The following is a 16,688-nucleotide window of genomic DNA, read 5'->3' as shown; positions in this document are numbered from 1 at the left end:
CCGGGAAGGAGGCACTCATGGAGATGTTTTCCAAATCTGTCAAAAAGGGAGTAGCGGTCTTTGCTTTGGCGGCCGTTACGATCAGCTTAATCTCGATTTTTTTTGTGCAAAGCTGGCGCTATACAGAAGCGGGAAAAGTGCCTCCAAAAACGGCTGTGTTGCTTCACGCCGTTAACAACCGGCTTTTGCCTGAAGGGAAACTGGAAGCGCCTGCTTTTTTAGCAGTCAAAGCGCCGCCAACGATTGAACGTCATCAAGTCACGGTTCCGACTAGGGATGGGGAAGACATTCCAGCGACTGTTTATCAGCCTATCGCTGCTGGGCCACACCCGATCATTGTTTACTATCATGGAGGCGCGTTTTTGGAAGGGTACGGCGACTTGGATACTCATGACAATATTATCCGTTCGCTCGCAGCCCGAACTGGTGCTATTGTAGTTGCCCCAGCTTATCGGCTTGCTCCGACTTATGCTTTTCCTACAGCGGTAAACGATAGTTATGATGCCCTTACCTGGGCTTATGAGCATGCAGACGTGCTAGATGGCGATAGAGATAGGCTTGCAGTGGCTGGCGATAGCGCTGGAGGAAACCTTGCTGCAGCTGTTGCTATCATGTCTGGAGAAGAAGGCGGTCCTGCCTTGTCAGGACAAGCGCTCCTTTACCCGTTGGCTACTTTTGAAGATACGAAATTCCCGTCACGTGACATGTATGCAAGTGGCTTTTATTTTTTATCCCGGGCCGTTATGGAAATGGCGCAACAATCGTATGCGCCCAATGAAGCGGATTGGACATCGCCTTACACATCGCCTCTTAATGCTGAAGACGTGTCGATGATGCCGAGCACGCTTGTTATAACGGGCGAGTTTGATCCGTTACGTGATGAAGGGGAAGCATTGGCAAAACGTTTGTATAATGAAGGGATCTATGTACAAGCACAGCGGTTTAATGGAGTGATGCACGGCTTTATCTCTTTCTATGAAGTGATGGAGCGAGGGGACAAAGGGCTGCAATCAGCGGCGGCTTTTTTGAAAGAGGCGCTAAACAAGGAATTGCCTGAGCCACAAAATAGCCAGCCATTTGCAGTTGAAGTGATCGACGGCCGTGATTCTTGGCGAGATGAGGCAGAAGCGTATGTGATTGGCGTGTATTTATTGTTTAAGCACATGATCCAAGTATTTGAATAAAAACCAGCCCGGCAATAGGGGCTGGTTTTTATTGGAACTGATTATTTCGTGCAAAAGCGACAAATGTGTCTTCAGCCTCGTTTAATCCACACGCCCCACATTGGATGCGAATCGATGGGCCTTTGTATGGCATATGGAAGGCATCAAGTGAATCTTCGCTGTACGTTTCAACAATTTCACCAGTTTGTGGACTTAATTTGACAGGTTCAACTTGTTGAACGATGCGGTGGAACCTTGTCCGGTTGGTTTTGCACTTTGGACATAAATATGGATCATTCATATTATCACTCCTTACGTTTAGTATGGACAAAAAAAGGGAAAGGCATGATTGGTTAACAAGAAAAGTTTGGGAAAGTTGTGTCTGCTTCTCAACTTTTTTTTGTCGAATTTATGATAATTGTTGGTAACCGCTTTAATAGCAGAGCTTTTTTTAAGCGAAAGTGGTAGGATGGAGTACAGCTATGTTGCTGGTTTCTGCTTCACAAAGTATACATGCAACAATTAGTTATTTTGCCAAAAGAAAGGTGATTTTATTGCGTACACCATCGAAAGTCTTTAAATGGTTTGCTCTAGCGATGGTCGGTCTCTTTCTGAGTGGTTGTGGGAATTTGACGGTCCTTGACCCACAAGGTCCTGTAGCGGAACAGCAAAGCGATTTGATCATGCTATCCATCTGGTTTATGATTTTCATTGTTTTAGTCGTGTTTGTTTTGCTTACAGTCATGATTGTCAAGTACCGTGACCGAGGAAACAATGACAATTACGATCCGTCGATTGAGGGCAGCCACAAGTTGGAATTCGTTTGGACGATTATTCCAATTATTATTGTCACCATTCTTTCTGTACCAACTGTCATAACCATTTATAATTTGGAAGAAGCTCCTGAAGTGGCTGAAGGCAGCGTCCAAGTTGATCCGCTTGTCATTCACGCAACAAGCGTAAACTGGAAATGGATCTTTAGCTATCCAGAGGAAAATATTGAAACGGTCAATTATGTCAATATCCCTGTTGATCGACCAGTCCAGTTCAAATTGACTTCAGCAGATTCAATGGCATCGTTTTGGGTACCGCAGCTTGGTGGACAAAAGTACAGCATGTCGGGCATGGAAACAGAATTGTTTTTAATGGCTAATGAACCAGGCACGTACAATGGCCGTAATGCAAACTTCACAGGCGAAGGGTTCACGGAGCAACGGTTCCTTGTTAATGCCGTAACAGATGAGAGCTATGATTCATGGGTGGAAGAAGTGCAAGCGGAAGCACCACCATTGTCAGAAGAAGAATACGCACATCTAATGGTTCCAGGTCACGCTGAAGAAATGACATTCTCTTCAACACATCTTGAGTTTGTCAACCATGCTTATGATCCGACATACGCGCTTGAGAAAAGTGCAGAACTTGGATATGAGCCACTAAATCCGCATTCGAGAGAAGGCAAAGCGTACGAAATGCCAAAACTGACGCAACCAATTGACACATCAAGAACATATAAAGTGGAATTGGATGATGAGTAATGGCGCAAACAACGGAAGAGAGGGGATTTACCGTTGAGATGGGATGAATTTATTGTAACGGGAGACCCGCTTATACTTGGTGCGCAAATTTCCATCGCTTTATCAAGTATAATTGCAATTGTCGCCCTTACTTATTTTAAAAAATGGAAAGTGCTCTGGACGGACTGGATCACATCCGTTGACCATAAAAAGATAGGGATTATGTACATTGCGTGTGCGTTGTTAATGCTTTTCCGCGGTGGCGTCGACGCAATGATGATGCGTTTGCAATTGACCGCCCCAGGCATGACATTTTTAAACAGCCAGCATTACAATGAAATTTTCACGACCCATGGCACAATCATGATCATTTTCATGGCGATGCCTTTCCTGATTGGTTTAATGAACGTTGTCGTGCCGCTACAAATCGGCGCGCGTGACGTTGCGTTTCCATTCTTGAACAATTTAAGTTTTTGGACATTCTTCTTTGGAATGGCACTTTTTAATATTTCTTTTATCATTGGCGGTTCGCCAGCGGCAGGATGGACATCGTATTTTCCACTTGCCTCGAATGACTTCAGTCCTGGCGTCGGTCAAAACTTTTATGCGCTCGGTCTTCAGCTTTCCGGTATCGGAACGCTAGCCACAGGGATCAACTTTATTGTCACGATCTTTAAAATGCGCACTAAAGGCATGACGCTAATGAAAATGCCGATGTTTACATGGACCGTTTTAATCACGTCAATGATTATTGTCCTTGCGTTTCCAGTGTTGACTGTAGCGCTAGCAATGATGACATTTGACCGGCTGTTCGGCACTGCGTTCTTTACCTTGCAAGGCCAAGGCCTTGATATGCTTTGGGCCAACCTATTCTGGATTTGGGGCCACCCTGAAGTGTATATCGTTATTCTCCCGGCATTTGGGATCTTTTCTGAAATTATTTCAACGTTTGCGCGCAAAAAGCTGTTTGGCTACAATGCGATGGTCGCTTCCGTTGTAATCATTTCGTTTTTAAGTTTCCTAGTATGGGTGCACCACTTCTTTACAATGGGGAATAGCGCGGCTGTTAACTCGTTTTTCTCGATTACAACAATGGCGATTTCAATTCCGACAGGTGTCAAAATCTTTAACTGGCTCTTTACGCTACACAAAGGAAAAATTAGAATCACGGTGCCGATGCTGTGGTCGCTTGGCTTTATCCCGAACTTTGTCATCGGCGGGGTCACAGGCGTAATGTTGGCTATGGCAGCAGCTGATTACCAGTACCATAACACGTATTTCCTCGTGTCCCATTTCCATTATGTCCTTATTGCGGGAACGGTGTTTGCCTGCTTTGCTGGTTTGGTTTACTGGTATCCGAAAATGTTTGGCCATCGTTTAAACGAAAAAATTGGCAAATGGGTCTTTTGGATTTTTATGATCGGTTTCAATATTTGCTTCTTCCCGCAGTATTTTCTCGGGCTTGACGGCATGCCGCGGCGGATTTACACATACTTGGAATCCGACAATTGGTTTTCGCTTAATGCGCTCTCCACAGTGGGTGCTTTCATGATGGCGATTGGATTTGCGTTGTTCGTCTATAATATTTACTACAGCTGGCGTTATGAAAAACGCGATACAACGGGCGATCCATGGGACGGCCGCACATTGGAGTGGGCGACGTCTTCAGCAATACCGCCATTTTACAACTTTGCCAAAGTCCCTGAAGTAGCGGAACGTGATGCTCTCTGGGATATGAAAGAAAAAGGCATTGATCCAAATGCCGATACGAATTACCAGAAAATCCATATGCCGAGCAATACATGGCTTGGACCAGTGATGAGTTTGATCATGTTCATTGCTTCCTTTGCCCTCGTATTTAGTTGGTTCCCGCTTGCGATTATAGGCGGTATTGGAATTTTCATTTGCATGATCATCCGCTCCTTTGATTACAACGACGGGTATTATGTAAGTGTAGAAGAAATTACAGAAATTGAAAATAAAGCGAGGGAGGCGTAAAACGTGGCAGCACATGAAACGATAAATCCAAACGAACCACTTGAATATCAATCAGCTGAAGGTCGCAACAATATCCTAGGTTTCTGGATTTTTCTTGGCGCTGAATTCGCTTTGTTTGCAACGCTGTTCGCCTCGTATTTTGTCCTCGTTGACAGAAATGCCGGGGCCGTGCCATCTGCGGAACTGTTTGATTTAAACCTTGTGTTAATCATGACGTTTCTGCTTTTGACAAGTTCGTTTACTTGTGGGATCGCGATCCATGAAATGCGTGCCGGTAGAATGAATCAAACACTTGTCTGGATTGGTTTGACGCTTTTACTAGGCCTTGGATTTGTTGGCTTTGAGATATATGAGTTTATTCATTATGTCCATGAAGGGGCGACCTTGTCGGCAAGCGCCCATTGGTCAACATTCTTTGTGCTGCTTGGCACACATGGCTTGCACGTCTCGATCGGCATCGGCTGGATTGTGTTGTTGGCGATTCAAATGCTAAAACGCGGGTTTACGCCGCGGACAACGTCTAAATTTTTCATTGCCAGCCTGTATTGGCACTTTTTAGATGTTGTATGGATTATGATCTTTACCGGCGTATATTTGCTAGGAATGGAGTGGGTGTAAATGGCACAGGAAAAAGAAACAGCAGCCAACCACCACGGTTTTCCTTGGAAACATGTGATTGGCTTTGTGCTCTCAATTGTCCTCACGCTACTAGCAGTATGGGTAATGTCGCAAACCAATTTGGCTTGGGATGTACGTATCATTATTGTCTTTGTGTTTGCCTTTATCCAGATGACAGTACAGCTTCATATGTTTATGCATATAGGTGAAGGCAAAGCAGGTTACGTGCAAGTCGGCCACACATGGTTTGCCATTATCATTGCGGTGATTATTGTAATCGGTTCTTATCTAGTATTGAGAACGGGCCACATTTAAAGAAAAAAGCGCATTCCCAGAGCTGGAATGCGCTTTTTTTATTCAGTCGACTGTGTAAAACGCCTTGATTTGCTGCGGAGGTGTGGGTAAACATAAAGAACAAGGGCAGCAAAATGGGCGATAAAGACGTTGATCAGAAACGCTGTGACAAATGCAGAGTGGTGAAGGTCGAACAAAAATCCATCAAAAATGTGGGCAAGGGCTAGCACCCACATGACAATGATAAACGGAATGCTGGCAAGGGCAATTTTTCGGTGTTCCAGCCACAAAAATAATGGCGTCGCGCTGGCGACAAACATATAGGCGAAAAACAAATCCATTTGAACCACTCCTTTCCCAAGTATTCCATCTTTGTGAACAATAGATGTCAATATTGTGTCTGTTTTGTGCACTTTTATACTATCACAAAATCGACACAATTGAAAGCGTTTGCTATTAATTTGGGCGACGTTTTTTGCTTTGGCAAATGGGTATGGTACAATCAAGCAAATCAGTTAAGGGGGAGCCTATGATGAAACGGTATGAAGTCGAAGTAACAGGAAGAGTGCAAGGGGTTGGTTTTCGCGCTTTTGTGGAACAGACAGCGAGCCAATATCCCGTAACGGGCACAGTTCAAAATCGCCCAGAAGGTTCCGTGGTCATCCAAGTCCAAGGCGAGGAGACTGAAATAGAACAGTTTTTAGCAAAAGTCGGGCAAGGTAACCATTTTGCAAAAGTTGAACATATGGAGAAGAAGGAAATTCCTAAAAAAGAAAAGGAGGGGCGTTTTTCGACCATCTACTGACTACTATCATTGTTGCCAATTTCGCTTTAATCAGCGAGATTGGTTTTTTTTGTAGACTTCTAGGCATAAATTCACTAAACTAAATTTATTCAATTTAAAAAGAAAAAAATCGACAAAAGGGGGCATGTTTGTGAGTTTCAGTAGCATAGTCGATGCAATTAATAATGTAGTATGGGGGCCGATCACATTGTTCCTCATTGTAGGAACAGGGATTTATTTGACGATTAGGCTTCGTTTTTTGCAAATTAGGGACTTGCCTTATGCATTAAGGTTGACGTTTGGCAGAAGCAAAAAGAAAGGAAAGAGTGGAGAAGGGGATATTTCCCATTTCCAATCATTAATGACGGCTATGGCGGCGACACTTGGCATTGGCAATATGACAGGTGTGGCTTCGGCGATTCTTTTAGGAGGCGTTGGCGCCCTTTTTTGGATGTGGGTCGCGGCTTTTTTTGGAATGGCAACCAAGTATGGGGAAGCGATTTTAGCTGTCAAATACCGTGTCGTTAACCATAAAGGTGAAATATCTGGCGGCCCGATGTATTATCTTGAAAAAGGGCTAGGTTGGAAATGGCTTGCTATTTTGTTTGCGCTGTTTGGTTGTTTGGCGTCTTTTGGCATTGGCAATATGACACAATCCAATACAGTCGCAAGTTCATTGGCAACCAACTTTGACGTCAATCCATGGGTAACGGGCTTTATTTTAATGGCATTGACAGGTTTGGTGTTACTTGGAGGAATTAAGGGCATTGGCCGTGTATCGGCTGTATTTGTCCCATTTATGGCGCTCTTTTATATGACTGGCGGCTTAATTATTATCGTAATGAATATTACACACGTACCTGAAGCATTTGCGACGATTTTCCGTGAAGCTTTTAATACCGATGCCGCTTTAGGAGGCACAATCGGTATGGCAATTCGTTACGGGATTGCCCGCGGCGTATTTTCGAACGAGGCAGGCCTCGGTTCAGCGCCAATTGCTGCTGCTGCCGCAAAAACAGACTATCCTGGCAGGCAAGCGCTCGTCTCTATGACGGGAACCTTTCTTGATACGATGATTGTTTGTACGATTACAGGGCTGACGATCGTCATGAGCGGCTTGTATATTGGCCGACCAAGTGACGACCAAGCGCTCATTACAGGAGAAGCGTTTGAGTTTTTCCTTCCTGGCGCCGGTAATTATATCGTTGTATTCGGCATTATCTTTTTTGCCTATTCGACGATTATTGGCTGGTCTTATTATGGTGAAAAATGTTTCGGCTATTTATTCGGTGATAAAAATACAATTATTTACAAAATTATTTTCGTGGTTGTCGTCATGATTGGCGCTGGTACAAGCGTGCAAATTGTCTGGGATATTGCTGATATCTTTAATGGGCTTATGGCGATTCCAAACTTAATTGGTCTGTTGCTACTTTCCAATGTCATTGTTAAAGAAACCGATAAATTTAAGCAAGTCCGTTTGCAAGAACGACAGCAGGCAAAACAAACGAGTAAGCAAATAGTCAGTTAGGACTCGTACGTTCATAAAACGAAAAGCGATGTGCAGCCAGCACATCGCTTTTTTTAACGGGTTAAATTGCCCAATCGCCGTTGCGGAACACAGGTACTCGGTTCCCGTCTTTATCCACCCCGTCGATATCCATATCGGCGGCGCCCATCATAAAATCAACATGGGTAATGCTTTGGTTTAAACCATTTTTTTCAAGTTCTTCAGGGCTCATCGTTTTGCCGCCTTCAATATTAAAAGCATAGGCGCTGCCAAGAGCCAAGTGATTCGACGCATTTTCATCAAAAAGGGTGTTGTAAAAAATAAGGTTTGTGTCTGAAATCGGCGAACGGTGTGGCACGAGTGCAACTTCACCAATGTAGCGTGCCCCTTCATCACTGTCAAGCAGGCGTTTCAGCGTTTCTTCCCCTCGTTCAGCCGAAAAATCGACGACTTTTCCGTTTTTAAAGGTCAACGTGAAATTAGTAATCAGCGTGCCGCCATAATTAAGTGGTTTTGTGCTTATGACAGTGCCGTTAACACCATCTTTTTTAGCAGCTGAGAATACTTCTTCTGTCGGCATATTCGCAACAAAGTCAATGCCTGCGTTGCTTGTGCTTCCTCCAGATGTCCAAATGTGGGTTTCAGGCAGTTCAATCGTTAAATCAGTCCCTTTTCCTTTGTAATGGAGGGCATGGAAATGATGCTCGTTTAATTTGTTTCTTTTTTCATCAAGTGTGGCGAGGTGTTGCTTCCAAGCAGCTACAGGGTCTGTTTCATTGATACGTGTTGCCGCAAATATCGCTTCCCATAACTTTGTCACTGCTTCTTCGCCTTTCGCGTCAGGGAATACTTTTTCTGCCCAACTGACTGTAGGAACAGCCACAATCGACCAGCTCACTTTATCAGACTGGATGTAGCGTCGGAATGTGTCTAATGCCATGCCAGCTGCTTTGTTGGCTCTGGCAACACGGTCAGGATCTGCGTCTTTTAATAAGTCTGGATTTCCGCCAGTTATACTTAAAAAGGCAGCATTGTTGTCTGCTTCTTCTTCAAGCGCTTTCGCTTGCCAATTTGGATATTCATCAAACGCTTCGTCTGGAGCGAGCTCAAATTTCATTTTAGTTAATTCCTCATCGCTCCACTCGACACGGACATGTTTGGCACCAGCTTCGTACGCTTTTTTGGCGACTAGACGGACGAAGTCTGCGGCAAAAAGCGGCGCACGCACAAACAATGTTTGCCCTTTTTGGATGTTGACGCCAACACGCACAGCCAAATTTGCGTAATTCTCGACTTTTTCTTGAAATGACATAACGAACGCCTTCTTTCTGCACGAATGATTTTCCTTCTATAGTAGTTTACCAATTTCATGGAGATATGCAAACAAATCCACACAAGAACATGGTAAAATGAAGGTTGCACGATAATTAGAAAGAAGAGGTTCGCGAACTCCCTCTATAAAAAACTAACCAATTGTTGGAGTATCCGAATGCTCGTTCTCAAAAGGAGAAATGTAGCATGTTAGAAGACAAAGCTGTCGTCGTCTTTAGCGGCGGCCAAGACAGCACGACTTGCCTATTCTGGGCAAAGGAGCGTTATCGTTCGCTCCACGCAGTCATTTTTGACTATGGTCAGCGCCACAAGGAAGAAATCCAGTGTGCTGTTGACATCGCCAATGAGCAAGGGGTTCCTTATAAAGTCTTTGATATGGGCTTGTTGAACCAGCTTACGGCAAACGCGCTAACGAGGGAAAATATTAGCGTCCAAGCCGGTGAAGCAGGGGAATCGCCTAGCACATTCGTCGCTGGGCGCAACCATTTGTTTTTATCGTTTGCCGCTGTATATGCACGGGAAATGGGGGCAAAGCACATTATCACTGGCGTTTGCGAAACAGATTTTAGTGGTTACCCAGATTGTCGCGACGTGTTCGTTAAGTCATTAAATGTGACGTTGAATTTAGCGATGGACGAACAATTTGTGATTCATACTCCGCTCATGTGGCTAAATAAAAAAGAAACATGGGCATTGGCTGATAAAATGGGGCAACTCGAATACATTCGAGCGAAGACGCTCACTTGTTATGAAGGGATTCGCGGAGACGGTTGTGGGACTTGCCCATCTTGCCAGCTCCGTCAAAATGGATTGGATCTCTATTTGCGCGAGAAGGCAGGTGCGGGCCAATGATCCAGCAAATTTATCCGGCGCCAATCCATTCATATCGCTATGAACTGAACAAAGATATGCATGTGGCCGCTGCTCATTACATTGACGATGAACGGGCTGGCCGATGCCAACGTGTCCATGGGCACACGTATTTTATCAATTTGACGATTGTCGGGGATGCCCTTGACGAGACTGGATTCCTTGTTAATTTTAGCAAGTTAAAACAAGCGGTTCATGGCCGCTTTGACCATCGTCTTCTTAATGAAGACACGCTGTTTGAAACGGCCCCTCCTTCTACTGAAAAAATGGCGGAGACCATTTACAAAGTCGTCCAAGAGCAGCTTGATACTTGTCCAAATCGGCCACTGTGCATTCAAGTGTATGTAAGAGAGACGCCTACTAGTTATGTTGTCTACCGGCCGAAGGAGCATGCCCGTGGCTAAATTGATTCCCGTTGTTGAATTGTTTGGGCCGACCATTCAAGGAGAAGGAATGGTGATCGGGCAGAAGACGATGTTTGTGCGTACAGGCGGATGTGATTACCGTTGTCGCTGGTGTGATTCTGCTTTTACATGGGATGGCAGCGAAAAGAGTGAACCGTTGTCTGCAGAAGAAATTATAGAGCGCCTTGATTCACTTTGTGAAAATGGGTATAGCCATGTCACCATTTCCGGCGGAAATCCAGCGATTCATAAAGGCATAGGTGAACTGGTGGCATTGCTTAATGAAAAGGGCGTTGCCACAGCGATTGAAACACAAGGAAGCATCTTTCAATGTTGGATCAATCGCGTCGATGAAGTGACAGTTAGTCCGAAACCGCCAAGTTCAGGAATGGAGACAGATTGGACAAAGCTCGATTTGTTTTTGCAACAATTACAAGCACCGGCGGTAAGCTTAAAGGTTGTCGTGTTTGATGACGCAGACTACCAATACGCGAAGCATGTGCATAAGCGCTATCCAACAGTGCCTTTTTACTTGCAAACAGGGAATGAAGATTTTGCTGAAAAAGAGGATCCTCGCTTTCTGGAGAAACGAATGGGCGCTTACGAAGCTCTCGTCGAAAAGGCGCTAGCTGACAAGGAAATGAACAACGTCCGAGTTCTTCCACAGCTGCACACATGGCTATGGGGCAATAAGCGGGGCGTGTAGGAGGAGATACTATGGCAGGAAGACAAGAAAAAGAGCTTCAAAATGTGACATTGCTCGGCAGTGAGCAAACGGAATACAAATACAGTTATGACCCTCGTGTTCTTGAGACATTTGACAATCAGCACCCTTATCGGGATTACATGGTTAAATTCAATTGCCCAGAATTTACGACGTTATGTCCGAAAACAGGGCAACCTGATTTTGCAACCTTGTACATTAGCTATATCCCTGAGCAAAAAATGGTTGAGAGCAAGTCGCTGAAGTTGTACTTATTTAGTTTTCGCAACCACGGCGATTTCCATGAGGACAGTGTCAATACGATTATGAATGACTTAATTGAATTAATGGATCCACGCTATATTGAAGTGTGGGGAAAATTTACGCCACGCGGCGGCATTTCCATAGACCCTTACTGCAACTATGGCAAAAAAGGGACAAAATACGAGGAAATCGCGAACTACCGGTTAATGAACCATGACCTGTATCCTGAAACGATAACGAACCGCTAATAGACTTGCAAAGGGGACGCGGTGCTTTGACGTTGCCGCCAATGGCAACAACATCGTCCACGTTTGCCGAAAACGCTTTGTCATTCGTGTGGAGAGGCGAACAAGATGTATGTTCATGAGCAACGAAGGACAAGCGTTAACTACGGACTAAAAGTGCAGGGGACAGCCCTGCGCTTTTTTTGTATGAAACACAACACAGAGTCTTCTATTGAAGTTGGCCCACGCCTATTATCTGTTTGTTTGATGTTTCCAATAGTAGATCGCCAGTTGGGTGCGATCCCGCAGTTCGAGCTTGTCAAGAATGACAGAGAGTGTATTCCGTACAGTACCGACACTTAAAAATAGATGGGCTGCAATTTCTTTGTTTGAAAGCCCTTGGGCAATGCATTCGGCAATCTCACTTTCCCGCTTTGTTAATCCGGCGAGGGCGTCGGCATGGGGTTTCACCAATTGCTTGAGCACATCGGCGTCCAGTACAGATGAACCGGCGCTTAAGGCACGGATTTGCTTGGCCATATTGGCTACCGCTGTCGATTTGAGCAAATACCCTTCTGCTCCAGCCTGCAAAGCGAGGCGAATGTTTTGTTCATCTTGGAACGTTGTTAGCATCATAATTAACATTTCTGGCCAGCGGCTTTTGATTTCTTTTGTACTTTCAATGCCATCCATTTCGGGCATGCGAATATCCATCAATACGAGGTCAGGCGCTTTTTTCTCTATTTGTACAAGTGCTTCACGGCCATTGTTGGCAGTGCCTACGACAGTAAAATCATCTTCGTTGCCAAGAAGCAGTTCGAGACTCTGGCAAACGAGCGCATCGTCATCAACAATAAGAATGTTCATCTCGCATCTTTCCTTTCTTGGATTGGCAGGACACAAACAATCGAATAGCCCGATGAGCGATTTACAGACAAGCTCCCGCCAGCGGCGCGTGCACGGATTTTTAAATTTCTCAAGCCACTGCCGTCTGTGGACTGAGCAGAACAAGTGCCGTTATCTTGGATGCTGAGGCGGACAATCGTCTCTGTGACATCTAGATGAACAGTGACTTTTGTCGCATCGCTATGCCTGGCGACATTTGTTAATGCTTCTTTTAAACAAGGGATGAGCAAACTCCAAAGATAGACAGGGACGCTGTCCATATTGCCTGACTTTTGGTAAGAAACAGGACAGTATGTAAAGTTTTCGGTAATCGATTCAATCGTTTGCTCGCCGATTAAGGCGACGGGAGTCATGTCATGGACGGTGTCCCGTAACCGTTTTGTGCTCCGTGTTAACCGTTTTTTTACTTGTGCAAACATTTTTTCTGCCTGTTCGCCATGTTGACACTGTTCATAGGCTTGGAGGGCGAGTAGCGCGCCAGTGAGATCGTGGCCGAGGTGGTCGTGGAGATCCCGGGCAATGCGATTTCTTTCTGTTAGTTCCGCCATTTGTGCCGTTTCGCTATTGGCCTGAAGCAAATCGATTTTTAACCGTTCCAGCTCATAACGTGCTTTTCGTTCTTGGTCGATTTCACGCCAAAAAGAAGTCCGTTGTTGTTGCCAATGGCGGAGTACAGTCCCAAACAAGGCAGCGCTTAAAAGAAAGACAACGAAATGAACAGTGGCAGCTCCACTGGCGAAAACGATAAAAGGGATAGGCACACAATAATAGGGCCTTCCTCGCCATAAACTCTCCACTAAAGGCAAGGCAAGACCATATAAGCTCCCTACCCAAAATGGTGAAAAGAGCAGGCAAAAACATAAATCAATGAGCACAGTCCAGCTGGGCAATCGTATTCGCCAACGGAGCGCTGCCATGATTGCCAGCAACATAACCAAGACAAACGGGACCTTCGTTCCGTTTTCGATAAACCACAAAACTGTAAGAAAAAACAAGCCGCCGATTCGCCATAATCCCATATAAAAGCTTGGTCTTGCCAGTTTTGCCATCGGCTAGCCCTCCTACCATTTTTCTAGCTTTAACTATAACGACATCTGACTCCTAGCTCAAGTGCCAGGAGTCGATAAAAAGCTCGGCAGAACGACCCTAAGCGATTTTACGGATACTGCCAATGATCAGAAAACAGACAGAATAGAGCAAGAGCATCCCATGAATGAGCCATATGTCTGCTGTCTGACCGCCGAGGGCGATCCACTTCATACCTGACGATAACCAATAAGTCGGAAAAATGACAGCGAGTCGTTCAAAGCCGGCCGGCATCATCTCGATGGGCATAATAAGTCCGCCAAGGAGGGCGATTAACACAACAATGGACATAAACACAAGAAAAGACGTCTCTTTGTTGCGAAACAGGGAAATCCAGGCAAGCGCAAAAGCAAGGGATGTCAAACTAAAAGTAACGAACAAACAGAACACCGCAAAGGGCGAGTATAACTCTTGGCCATACAAAACGCCTCCGCCAACTGCTAGCGCACATTGGAAAAGGAGAATTACCATGTAGGCAAGCAAGTTTTGCCAAAGATAGTGTAGATGGCTGATTGGTGCAACAGCTAAACGTTTGACAACGCCTTTGAGCCGGTCTTCCAACATCATGGAAGACAAACGAATGCTGACAAACAAGATGAGCACGCCAAAATAATGGTAGCCAAAAGGAAGAAAAGGCCATATTTCACTGGCAGGGAGAAAAATCGCTGCAACAGGAAAGAGAGTTAAAAATAGAAGGTTGGTCTTGTTGCGAAAACTTCGTTTAAGGGCAAATTGAAAAATTGTCATCCCATTCGCCTCCGCCCAAGCGCAAGCATGACAAAGAAGGCAACAATGATTGCTCCGAGTAAAATGCTTACATTAAGCCATACTTCTGCAACGTTTCCTGCTTGATATTCAAAAATCGCAGCGCTAGCGAGCGTCAATGGATTTCCATATGAACCCATAAACTCAAAAAAAGCATTTTCTGGCATGGGGAAAAATAAACCAGCAAGCACAATCGCACCGATGCCATACACTTCACTTAGTCGTTCTGCGACTTTAAACTGTTTGACGGCAAACGTGAACATGAGGCAGACGATGCTTGATAACAGGGCCATTAATGCGATCACAAACACGGCCCAGCCAATGTTCCCCCATTCAACATTGAAGACCCAAAAAGAATAAAACACCAAAATGCCCCCTAGAAAAATGGAAAATAGCGTCCCGAGGACACTGATCGAGAATGCATACAGCGTTTGGTTAAAAGGCAGTGACTGAATGCGAAAACGGCGCTCCGTGAAAAAGTCTTCATGTATATAGGACATGACGATTGAGCCTCCAAACAGTTGAAAGGCAAGAACCATAAAAGTGGTTGATTCTTGAATGTAAGGCATACCAGCTTCTGTTTTAGAATCACCTAAAATAAGCGCAAAAAATGTAATCAACACAATCGGAATTCCGAGCAGCAACAATAACACAATCCAATTGCGGATCAGCCGCAATACGGTAAACCGCAGCGTAGGAAGAACATTGGTCATTCTTTTGCCTCCCCATCACGCAGCTGCTTGCCAGTAAGGGTGAGAAAAACGTCTTCTAAATTTGGTTTTTCAGCATGGATGCCGAGCAAGCCGCCATGTTCCTTGATAATTGAAACGACGCGGTCAAGATTGCCTGCGCCGGCTTTTGAAATAACGGTTATGTTGCTGCCATCAACAACAACTTGTTTCACCCCATCCAATTGTTCCAAACGAGAAATAGGTACGAGCGCTGGCTCGGTCACATCGATTTTGATTTTTTCTTCATGTTGAATCGTTTTAATTAGCTCATCAACGGTGCCATCTGTGATGATTTGCCCTTGGTCGACAATTACGACACGAGAAGCAATCGCTTGCACTTCTTCCATATAATGAGTCGTGTACAAAATCGTCGTGCCGCGTTTTCGTAATTCTTGTACAGCTTCTAGAATGTGGTTGCGCGATTGAGGGTCGATACCGACTGTTGGTTCATCCATGATTAACAGCTTTGGCTGGTGGGTGAGTGCACAAGCAATATTTAAGCGGCGTTTCATCCCACCTGAAAATTTGTTTGGAGCGGAGCGTGCATTTGTGGAAAGGCCAACAAATTCGAGCGCCTCAGCAACGCGTTTTTTTCGCTCCTCTCCGCGCAGGCCATAAACGCCAGCAAAAAATTCTAAGTTTTCTTTTGCAGTCAATTCTTCAAAGACAGTTAATTCTTGAGTGACGAGCCCCATTTTCGATTTGTTTTTTTTCGTAAATGGGTTTTTCGTTGATCCGAATAACTCGATTGTTCCTCGATCAAAAGGAATCATGCCTGTTAGTGTATGAATGAGTGTCGTCTTCCCAGCCCCGTTAGGACCAAGCAACCCGACAATTTCACCTTCATGAATGTCCAAGTCGACATGATCTAAGGCAAGATGGGAGCCATATCGTTTGACCACTCCTTGCAAAGAGGCAATCACCATGTTCATCACCTTTTCGTGTGTAGGATACATGTAGTATCGCGTAAATCTGAACCGGCGAGTAGTTCCATTTGTCACTAAATGAAAAAACAAGGGCCAATGCTTTCGAGTTTTACTCATACCAGACAAACCAAGGATAAGGAAATCGGACACAAAATGACAAATGTAACTATGAGGCGGCGCCTAATTACACTCGTATAGACAGAGAGGCGGCAAATACATACTCGATGGTCATCGTTACAGCAGCTAAGTCCGCATGTGTTCATTTATGGATGATTGGTTTATGTCGTCGCCAAAACCGTTTAATGCCGCTGCAATTGATCGACATGTAGGTAATGGGGTGTTTGTTTCCCTAAGACGAGCACGATCTGTTAATTGGACGGAATGAAACCACGCTTTTCTATTTCCTGTTTTAAAATGGCAATAAACGTTGCATCGAGATTGTGTTCGACTGCTTTGTTCCATGCTTCGTAAAGGATATCGTCTTGTAAATCGCTTAACATGCATTCTCACTCCTAATTTAAAGGGAATAGATTCTTTTTCCCTATGATAAATCAGTCTAAACATACAATGGCTGACGATTCTATCGTAGACGCTAA

The 16,688-nt window shown here is 44.8% G+C and carries 20 protein-coding genes and 1 riboswitch; of the genes, 11 read left to right on the top strand and 9 right to left on the bottom strand.

Annotated elements, in window-relative coordinates:
* Positions 1-17 precede the first annotated feature (17 nt).
* Positions 18-1,184, top strand: a complete 1,167-nt coding sequence (locus tag BUC05_RS04265) for an alpha/beta hydrolase (protein WP_011246982.1) — start codon at positions 18-20, stop codon at positions 1,182-1,184.
* Positions 1,185-1,212: 28 nt separating this feature from the next.
* On the opposite strand, the gene BUC05_RS04260 is transcribed toward BUC05_RS04265, so the two are convergent.
* Positions 1,213-1,464, bottom strand: coding sequence for a hypothetical protein (locus BUC05_RS04260; protein WP_011246981.1), 252 nt, complete (start codon positions 1,462-1,464; stop codon positions 1,213-1,215).
* Between the two features lie 295 nt (positions 1,465-1,759).
* Here BUC05_RS04260 and qoxA point away from each other — a divergent pair, with 295 nt between their 5' ends.
* The 4 genes from qoxA to qoxD are packed head-to-tail and all read left to right on the top strand — an operon-like array spanning position 1,760 to position 5,608.
* Complete coding sequence (gene qoxA, locus BUC05_RS04255) at positions 1,760-2,698, top strand: cytochrome aa3 quinol oxidase subunit II (protein ID WP_081427714.1); 939 nt, start codon at positions 1,760-1,762, stop codon at positions 2,696-2,698.
* Positions 2,699-2,731: 33 nt separating this feature from the next.
* Entirely contained in the window at positions 2,732-4,675 is a 1,944-nt protein-coding gene (qoxB, locus tag BUC05_RS04250) for a cytochrome aa3 quinol oxidase subunit I (RefSeq protein ID WP_011246979.1), read from the top strand.
* Between the two features lie 3 nt (positions 4,676-4,678).
* Positions 4,679-5,293, top strand: a complete 615-nt coding sequence (gene qoxC, locus BUC05_RS04245) for a cytochrome aa3 quinol oxidase subunit III (protein ID WP_011246978.1) — start codon at positions 4,679-4,681, stop codon at positions 5,291-5,293.
* Positions 5,294-5,608 carry a cytochrome aa3 quinol oxidase subunit IV gene (gene qoxD, locus BUC05_RS04240; RefSeq protein WP_011246977.1) on the top strand — a complete coding sequence of 105 codons (315 nt, stop codon included), beginning with the start codon at positions 5,294-5,296 and terminating at the stop codon, positions 5,606-5,608.
* Between the two features lie 38 nt (positions 5,609-5,646).
* On the opposite strand, the gene ywcE is transcribed toward qoxD, so the two are convergent.
* Positions 5,647-5,928 (bottom strand): spore morphogenesis/germination protein YwcE, encoded by a 282-nt coding sequence (gene ywcE / locus BUC05_RS04235; protein WP_011246976.1) that lies wholly within the window; start codon positions 5,926-5,928, stop codon positions 5,647-5,649.
* 191 nt (positions 5,929-6,119) lie between these two features.
* On the opposite strand from ywcE, the gene BUC05_RS04230 reads away from it, so the two are divergent.
* Together BUC05_RS04230 and BUC05_RS04225 are read left to right on the top strand one after the other, a co-directional pair.
* Complete coding sequence (locus tag BUC05_RS04230; RefSeq protein ID WP_011246975.1) at positions 6,120-6,392, top strand: acylphosphatase; 273 nt, start codon at positions 6,120-6,122, stop codon at positions 6,390-6,392.
* Between the two features lie 130 nt (positions 6,393-6,522).
* Positions 6,523-7,902 (top strand): alanine/glycine:cation symporter family protein, encoded by a 1,380-nt coding sequence (locus tag BUC05_RS04225; RefSeq protein WP_011246974.1) that lies wholly within the window; start codon positions 6,523-6,525, stop codon positions 7,900-7,902.
* Positions 7,903-7,963: 61 nt separating this feature from the next.
* Here the strand turns inward: BUC05_RS04225 and BUC05_RS04220 are convergent, their stop codons facing one another.
* Entirely contained in the window at positions 7,964-9,193 is a 1,230-nt protein-coding gene (locus tag BUC05_RS04220; protein ID WP_011246973.1) for an aminopeptidase, read from the bottom strand.
* Between the two features lie 119 nt (positions 9,194-9,312).
* A riboswitch (PreQ1 riboswitch) is annotated at positions 9,313-9,356 on the top strand.
* Positions 9,357-9,399: 43 nt separating this feature from the next.
* Here BUC05_RS04220 and queC point away from each other — a divergent pair.
* The 4 genes from queC to queF are packed head-to-tail and all read left to right on the top strand — an operon-like array spanning position 9,400 to position 11,702.
* The gene (queC, locus tag BUC05_RS04215) at positions 9,400-10,065 is read left to right on the top strand and encodes a 7-cyano-7-deazaguanine synthase QueC (protein WP_011246972.1); all 666 of its coding nucleotides are present in this window, start codon (positions 9,400-9,402) and stop codon (positions 10,063-10,065) included.
* Complete coding sequence (gene queD, locus BUC05_RS04210; protein ID WP_011246971.1) at positions 10,062-10,487, top strand: 6-carboxytetrahydropterin synthase QueD; 426 nt, start codon at positions 10,062-10,064, stop codon at positions 10,485-10,487. Before queC ends, queD begins: the two co-directional genes overlap by 4 nt.
* Positions 10,480-11,193 carry a 7-carboxy-7-deazaguanine synthase QueE gene (gene queE, locus BUC05_RS04205; protein WP_035201359.1) on the top strand — a complete coding sequence of 238 codons (714 nt, stop codon included), beginning with the start codon at positions 10,480-10,482 and terminating at the stop codon, positions 11,191-11,193. Before queD ends, queE begins: the two co-directional genes overlap by 8 nt.
* A gap of 11 nt (positions 11,194-11,204) precedes the next feature.
* Positions 11,205-11,702 carry a preQ(1) synthase gene (gene queF, locus BUC05_RS04200; protein ID WP_011246969.1) on the top strand — a complete coding sequence of 166 codons (498 nt, stop codon included), beginning with the start codon at positions 11,205-11,207 and terminating at the stop codon, positions 11,700-11,702.
* 228 nt (positions 11,703-11,930) lie between these two features.
* Here the strand turns inward: queF and BUC05_RS04195 are convergent, their stop codons facing one another.
* From BUC05_RS04195 to sda, 6 genes are all read right to left on the bottom strand, one after another.
* Entirely contained in the window at positions 11,931-12,545 is a 615-nt protein-coding gene (locus BUC05_RS04195; RefSeq protein ID WP_011246968.1) for a response regulator transcription factor, read from the bottom strand.
* On the bottom strand, positions 12,542-13,633 hold the full coding sequence (locus tag BUC05_RS04190; RefSeq protein WP_011246967.1) for a sensor histidine kinase: 1,092 nt from the start codon (positions 13,631-13,633) through the stop codon (positions 12,542-12,544). The genes BUC05_RS04195 and BUC05_RS04190 overlap by 4 nt, the downstream gene beginning before the upstream one ends.
* Before the next feature lie 97 nt (positions 13,634-13,730).
* On the bottom strand, positions 13,731-14,417 hold the full coding sequence (locus tag BUC05_RS04185) for an ABC transporter permease (protein WP_011246966.1): 687 nt from the start codon (positions 14,415-14,417) through the stop codon (positions 13,731-13,733).
* Positions 14,414-15,148, bottom strand: a complete 735-nt coding sequence (locus BUC05_RS04180) for an ABC transporter permease (RefSeq protein ID WP_011246965.1) — start codon at positions 15,146-15,148, stop codon at positions 14,414-14,416. Before BUC05_RS04180 ends, BUC05_RS04185 begins: the two co-directional genes overlap by 4 nt.
* Positions 15,145-16,092: an ABC transporter ATP-binding protein gene (locus BUC05_RS04175; RefSeq protein ID WP_035201357.1), complete on the bottom strand. Its 948-nt coding sequence runs from the start codon at positions 16,090-16,092 to the stop codon at positions 15,145-15,147. The genes BUC05_RS04180 and BUC05_RS04175 overlap by 4 nt, the downstream gene beginning before the upstream one ends.
* Positions 16,093-16,460: 368 nt before the next feature.
* Positions 16,461-16,592, bottom strand: coding sequence for a sporulation histidine kinase inhibitor Sda (gene sda, locus BUC05_RS04170; protein WP_081427615.1), 132 nt, complete (start codon positions 16,590-16,592; stop codon positions 16,461-16,463).
* Positions 16,593-16,688: the final 96 nt, after the last annotated feature.

The organism is Shouchella rhizosphaerae (assembly GCF_900142675.1).
GTDB classification, from domain to species: domain Bacteria; phylum Bacillota; class Bacilli; order Bacillales; family Bacillaceae_D; genus Shouchella; species Shouchella rhizosphaerae.
The sequence above is the reverse complement of the archived record's forward strand: the minus strand, read 5'-3'. Positions and strand labels throughout refer to the sequence as shown.

Coding starts and splice junctions, on each gene's coding strand:
- BUC05_RS04265 (WP_011246982.1), top strand. CDS start 18: ATGGAGATGTTTTCCAAATCTGTCAAAAAGGGAGTAGCGGTCTTTGCT.
- BUC05_RS04260 (WP_011246981.1), bottom strand. CDS start 1,464: ATGAATGATCCATATTTATGTCCAAAGTGCAAAACCAACCGGACAAGG.
- qoxA (WP_081427714.1), top strand. CDS start 1,760: ATGGTCGGTCTCTTTCTGAGTGGTTGTGGGAATTTGACGGTCCTTGAC.
- qoxD (WP_011246977.1), top strand. CDS start 5,294: ATGGCACAGGAAAAAGAAACAGCAGCCAACCACCACGGTTTTCCTTGG.
- ywcE (WP_011246976.1), bottom strand. CDS start 5,928: ATGGATTTGTTTTTCGCCTATATGTTTGTCGCCAGCGCGACGCCATTA.
- BUC05_RS04230 (WP_011246975.1), top strand. CDS start 6,120: ATGAAACGGTATGAAGTCGAAGTAACAGGAAGAGTGCAAGGGGTTGGT.
- BUC05_RS04220 (WP_011246973.1), bottom strand. CDS start 9,193: ATGTCATTTCAAGAAAAAGTCGAGAATTACGCAAATTTGGCTGTGCGT.
- queC (WP_011246972.1), top strand. CDS start 9,400: ATGTTAGAAGACAAAGCTGTCGTCGTCTTTAGCGGCGGCCAAGACAGC.
- queD (WP_011246971.1), top strand. CDS start 10,062: ATGATCCAGCAAATTTATCCGGCGCCAATCCATTCATATCGCTATGAA.
- queF (WP_011246969.1), top strand. CDS start 11,205: ATGGCAGGAAGACAAGAAAAAGAGCTTCAAAATGTGACATTGCTCGGC.
- BUC05_RS04195 (WP_011246968.1), bottom strand. CDS start 12,545: ATGAACATTCTTATTGTTGATGACGATGCGCTCGTTTGCCAGAGTCTC.
- BUC05_RS04190 (WP_011246967.1), bottom strand. CDS start 13,633: ATGGCAAAACTGGCAAGACCAAGCTTTTATATGGGATTATGGCGAATC.
- BUC05_RS04185 (WP_011246966.1), bottom strand. CDS start 14,417: ATGACAATTTTTCAATTTGCCCTTAAACGAAGTTTTCGCAACAAGACC.
- BUC05_RS04180 (WP_011246965.1), bottom strand. CDS start 15,148: ATGACCAATGTTCTTCCTACGCTGCGGTTTACCGTATTGCGGCTGATC.
- BUC05_RS04175 (WP_035201357.1), bottom strand. CDS start 16,092: ATGGTGATTGCCTCTTTGCAAGGAGTGGTCAAACGATATGGCTCCCAT.
- sda (WP_081427615.1), bottom strand. CDS start 16,592: ATGTTAAGCGATTTACAAGACGATATCCTTTACGAAGCATGGAACAAA.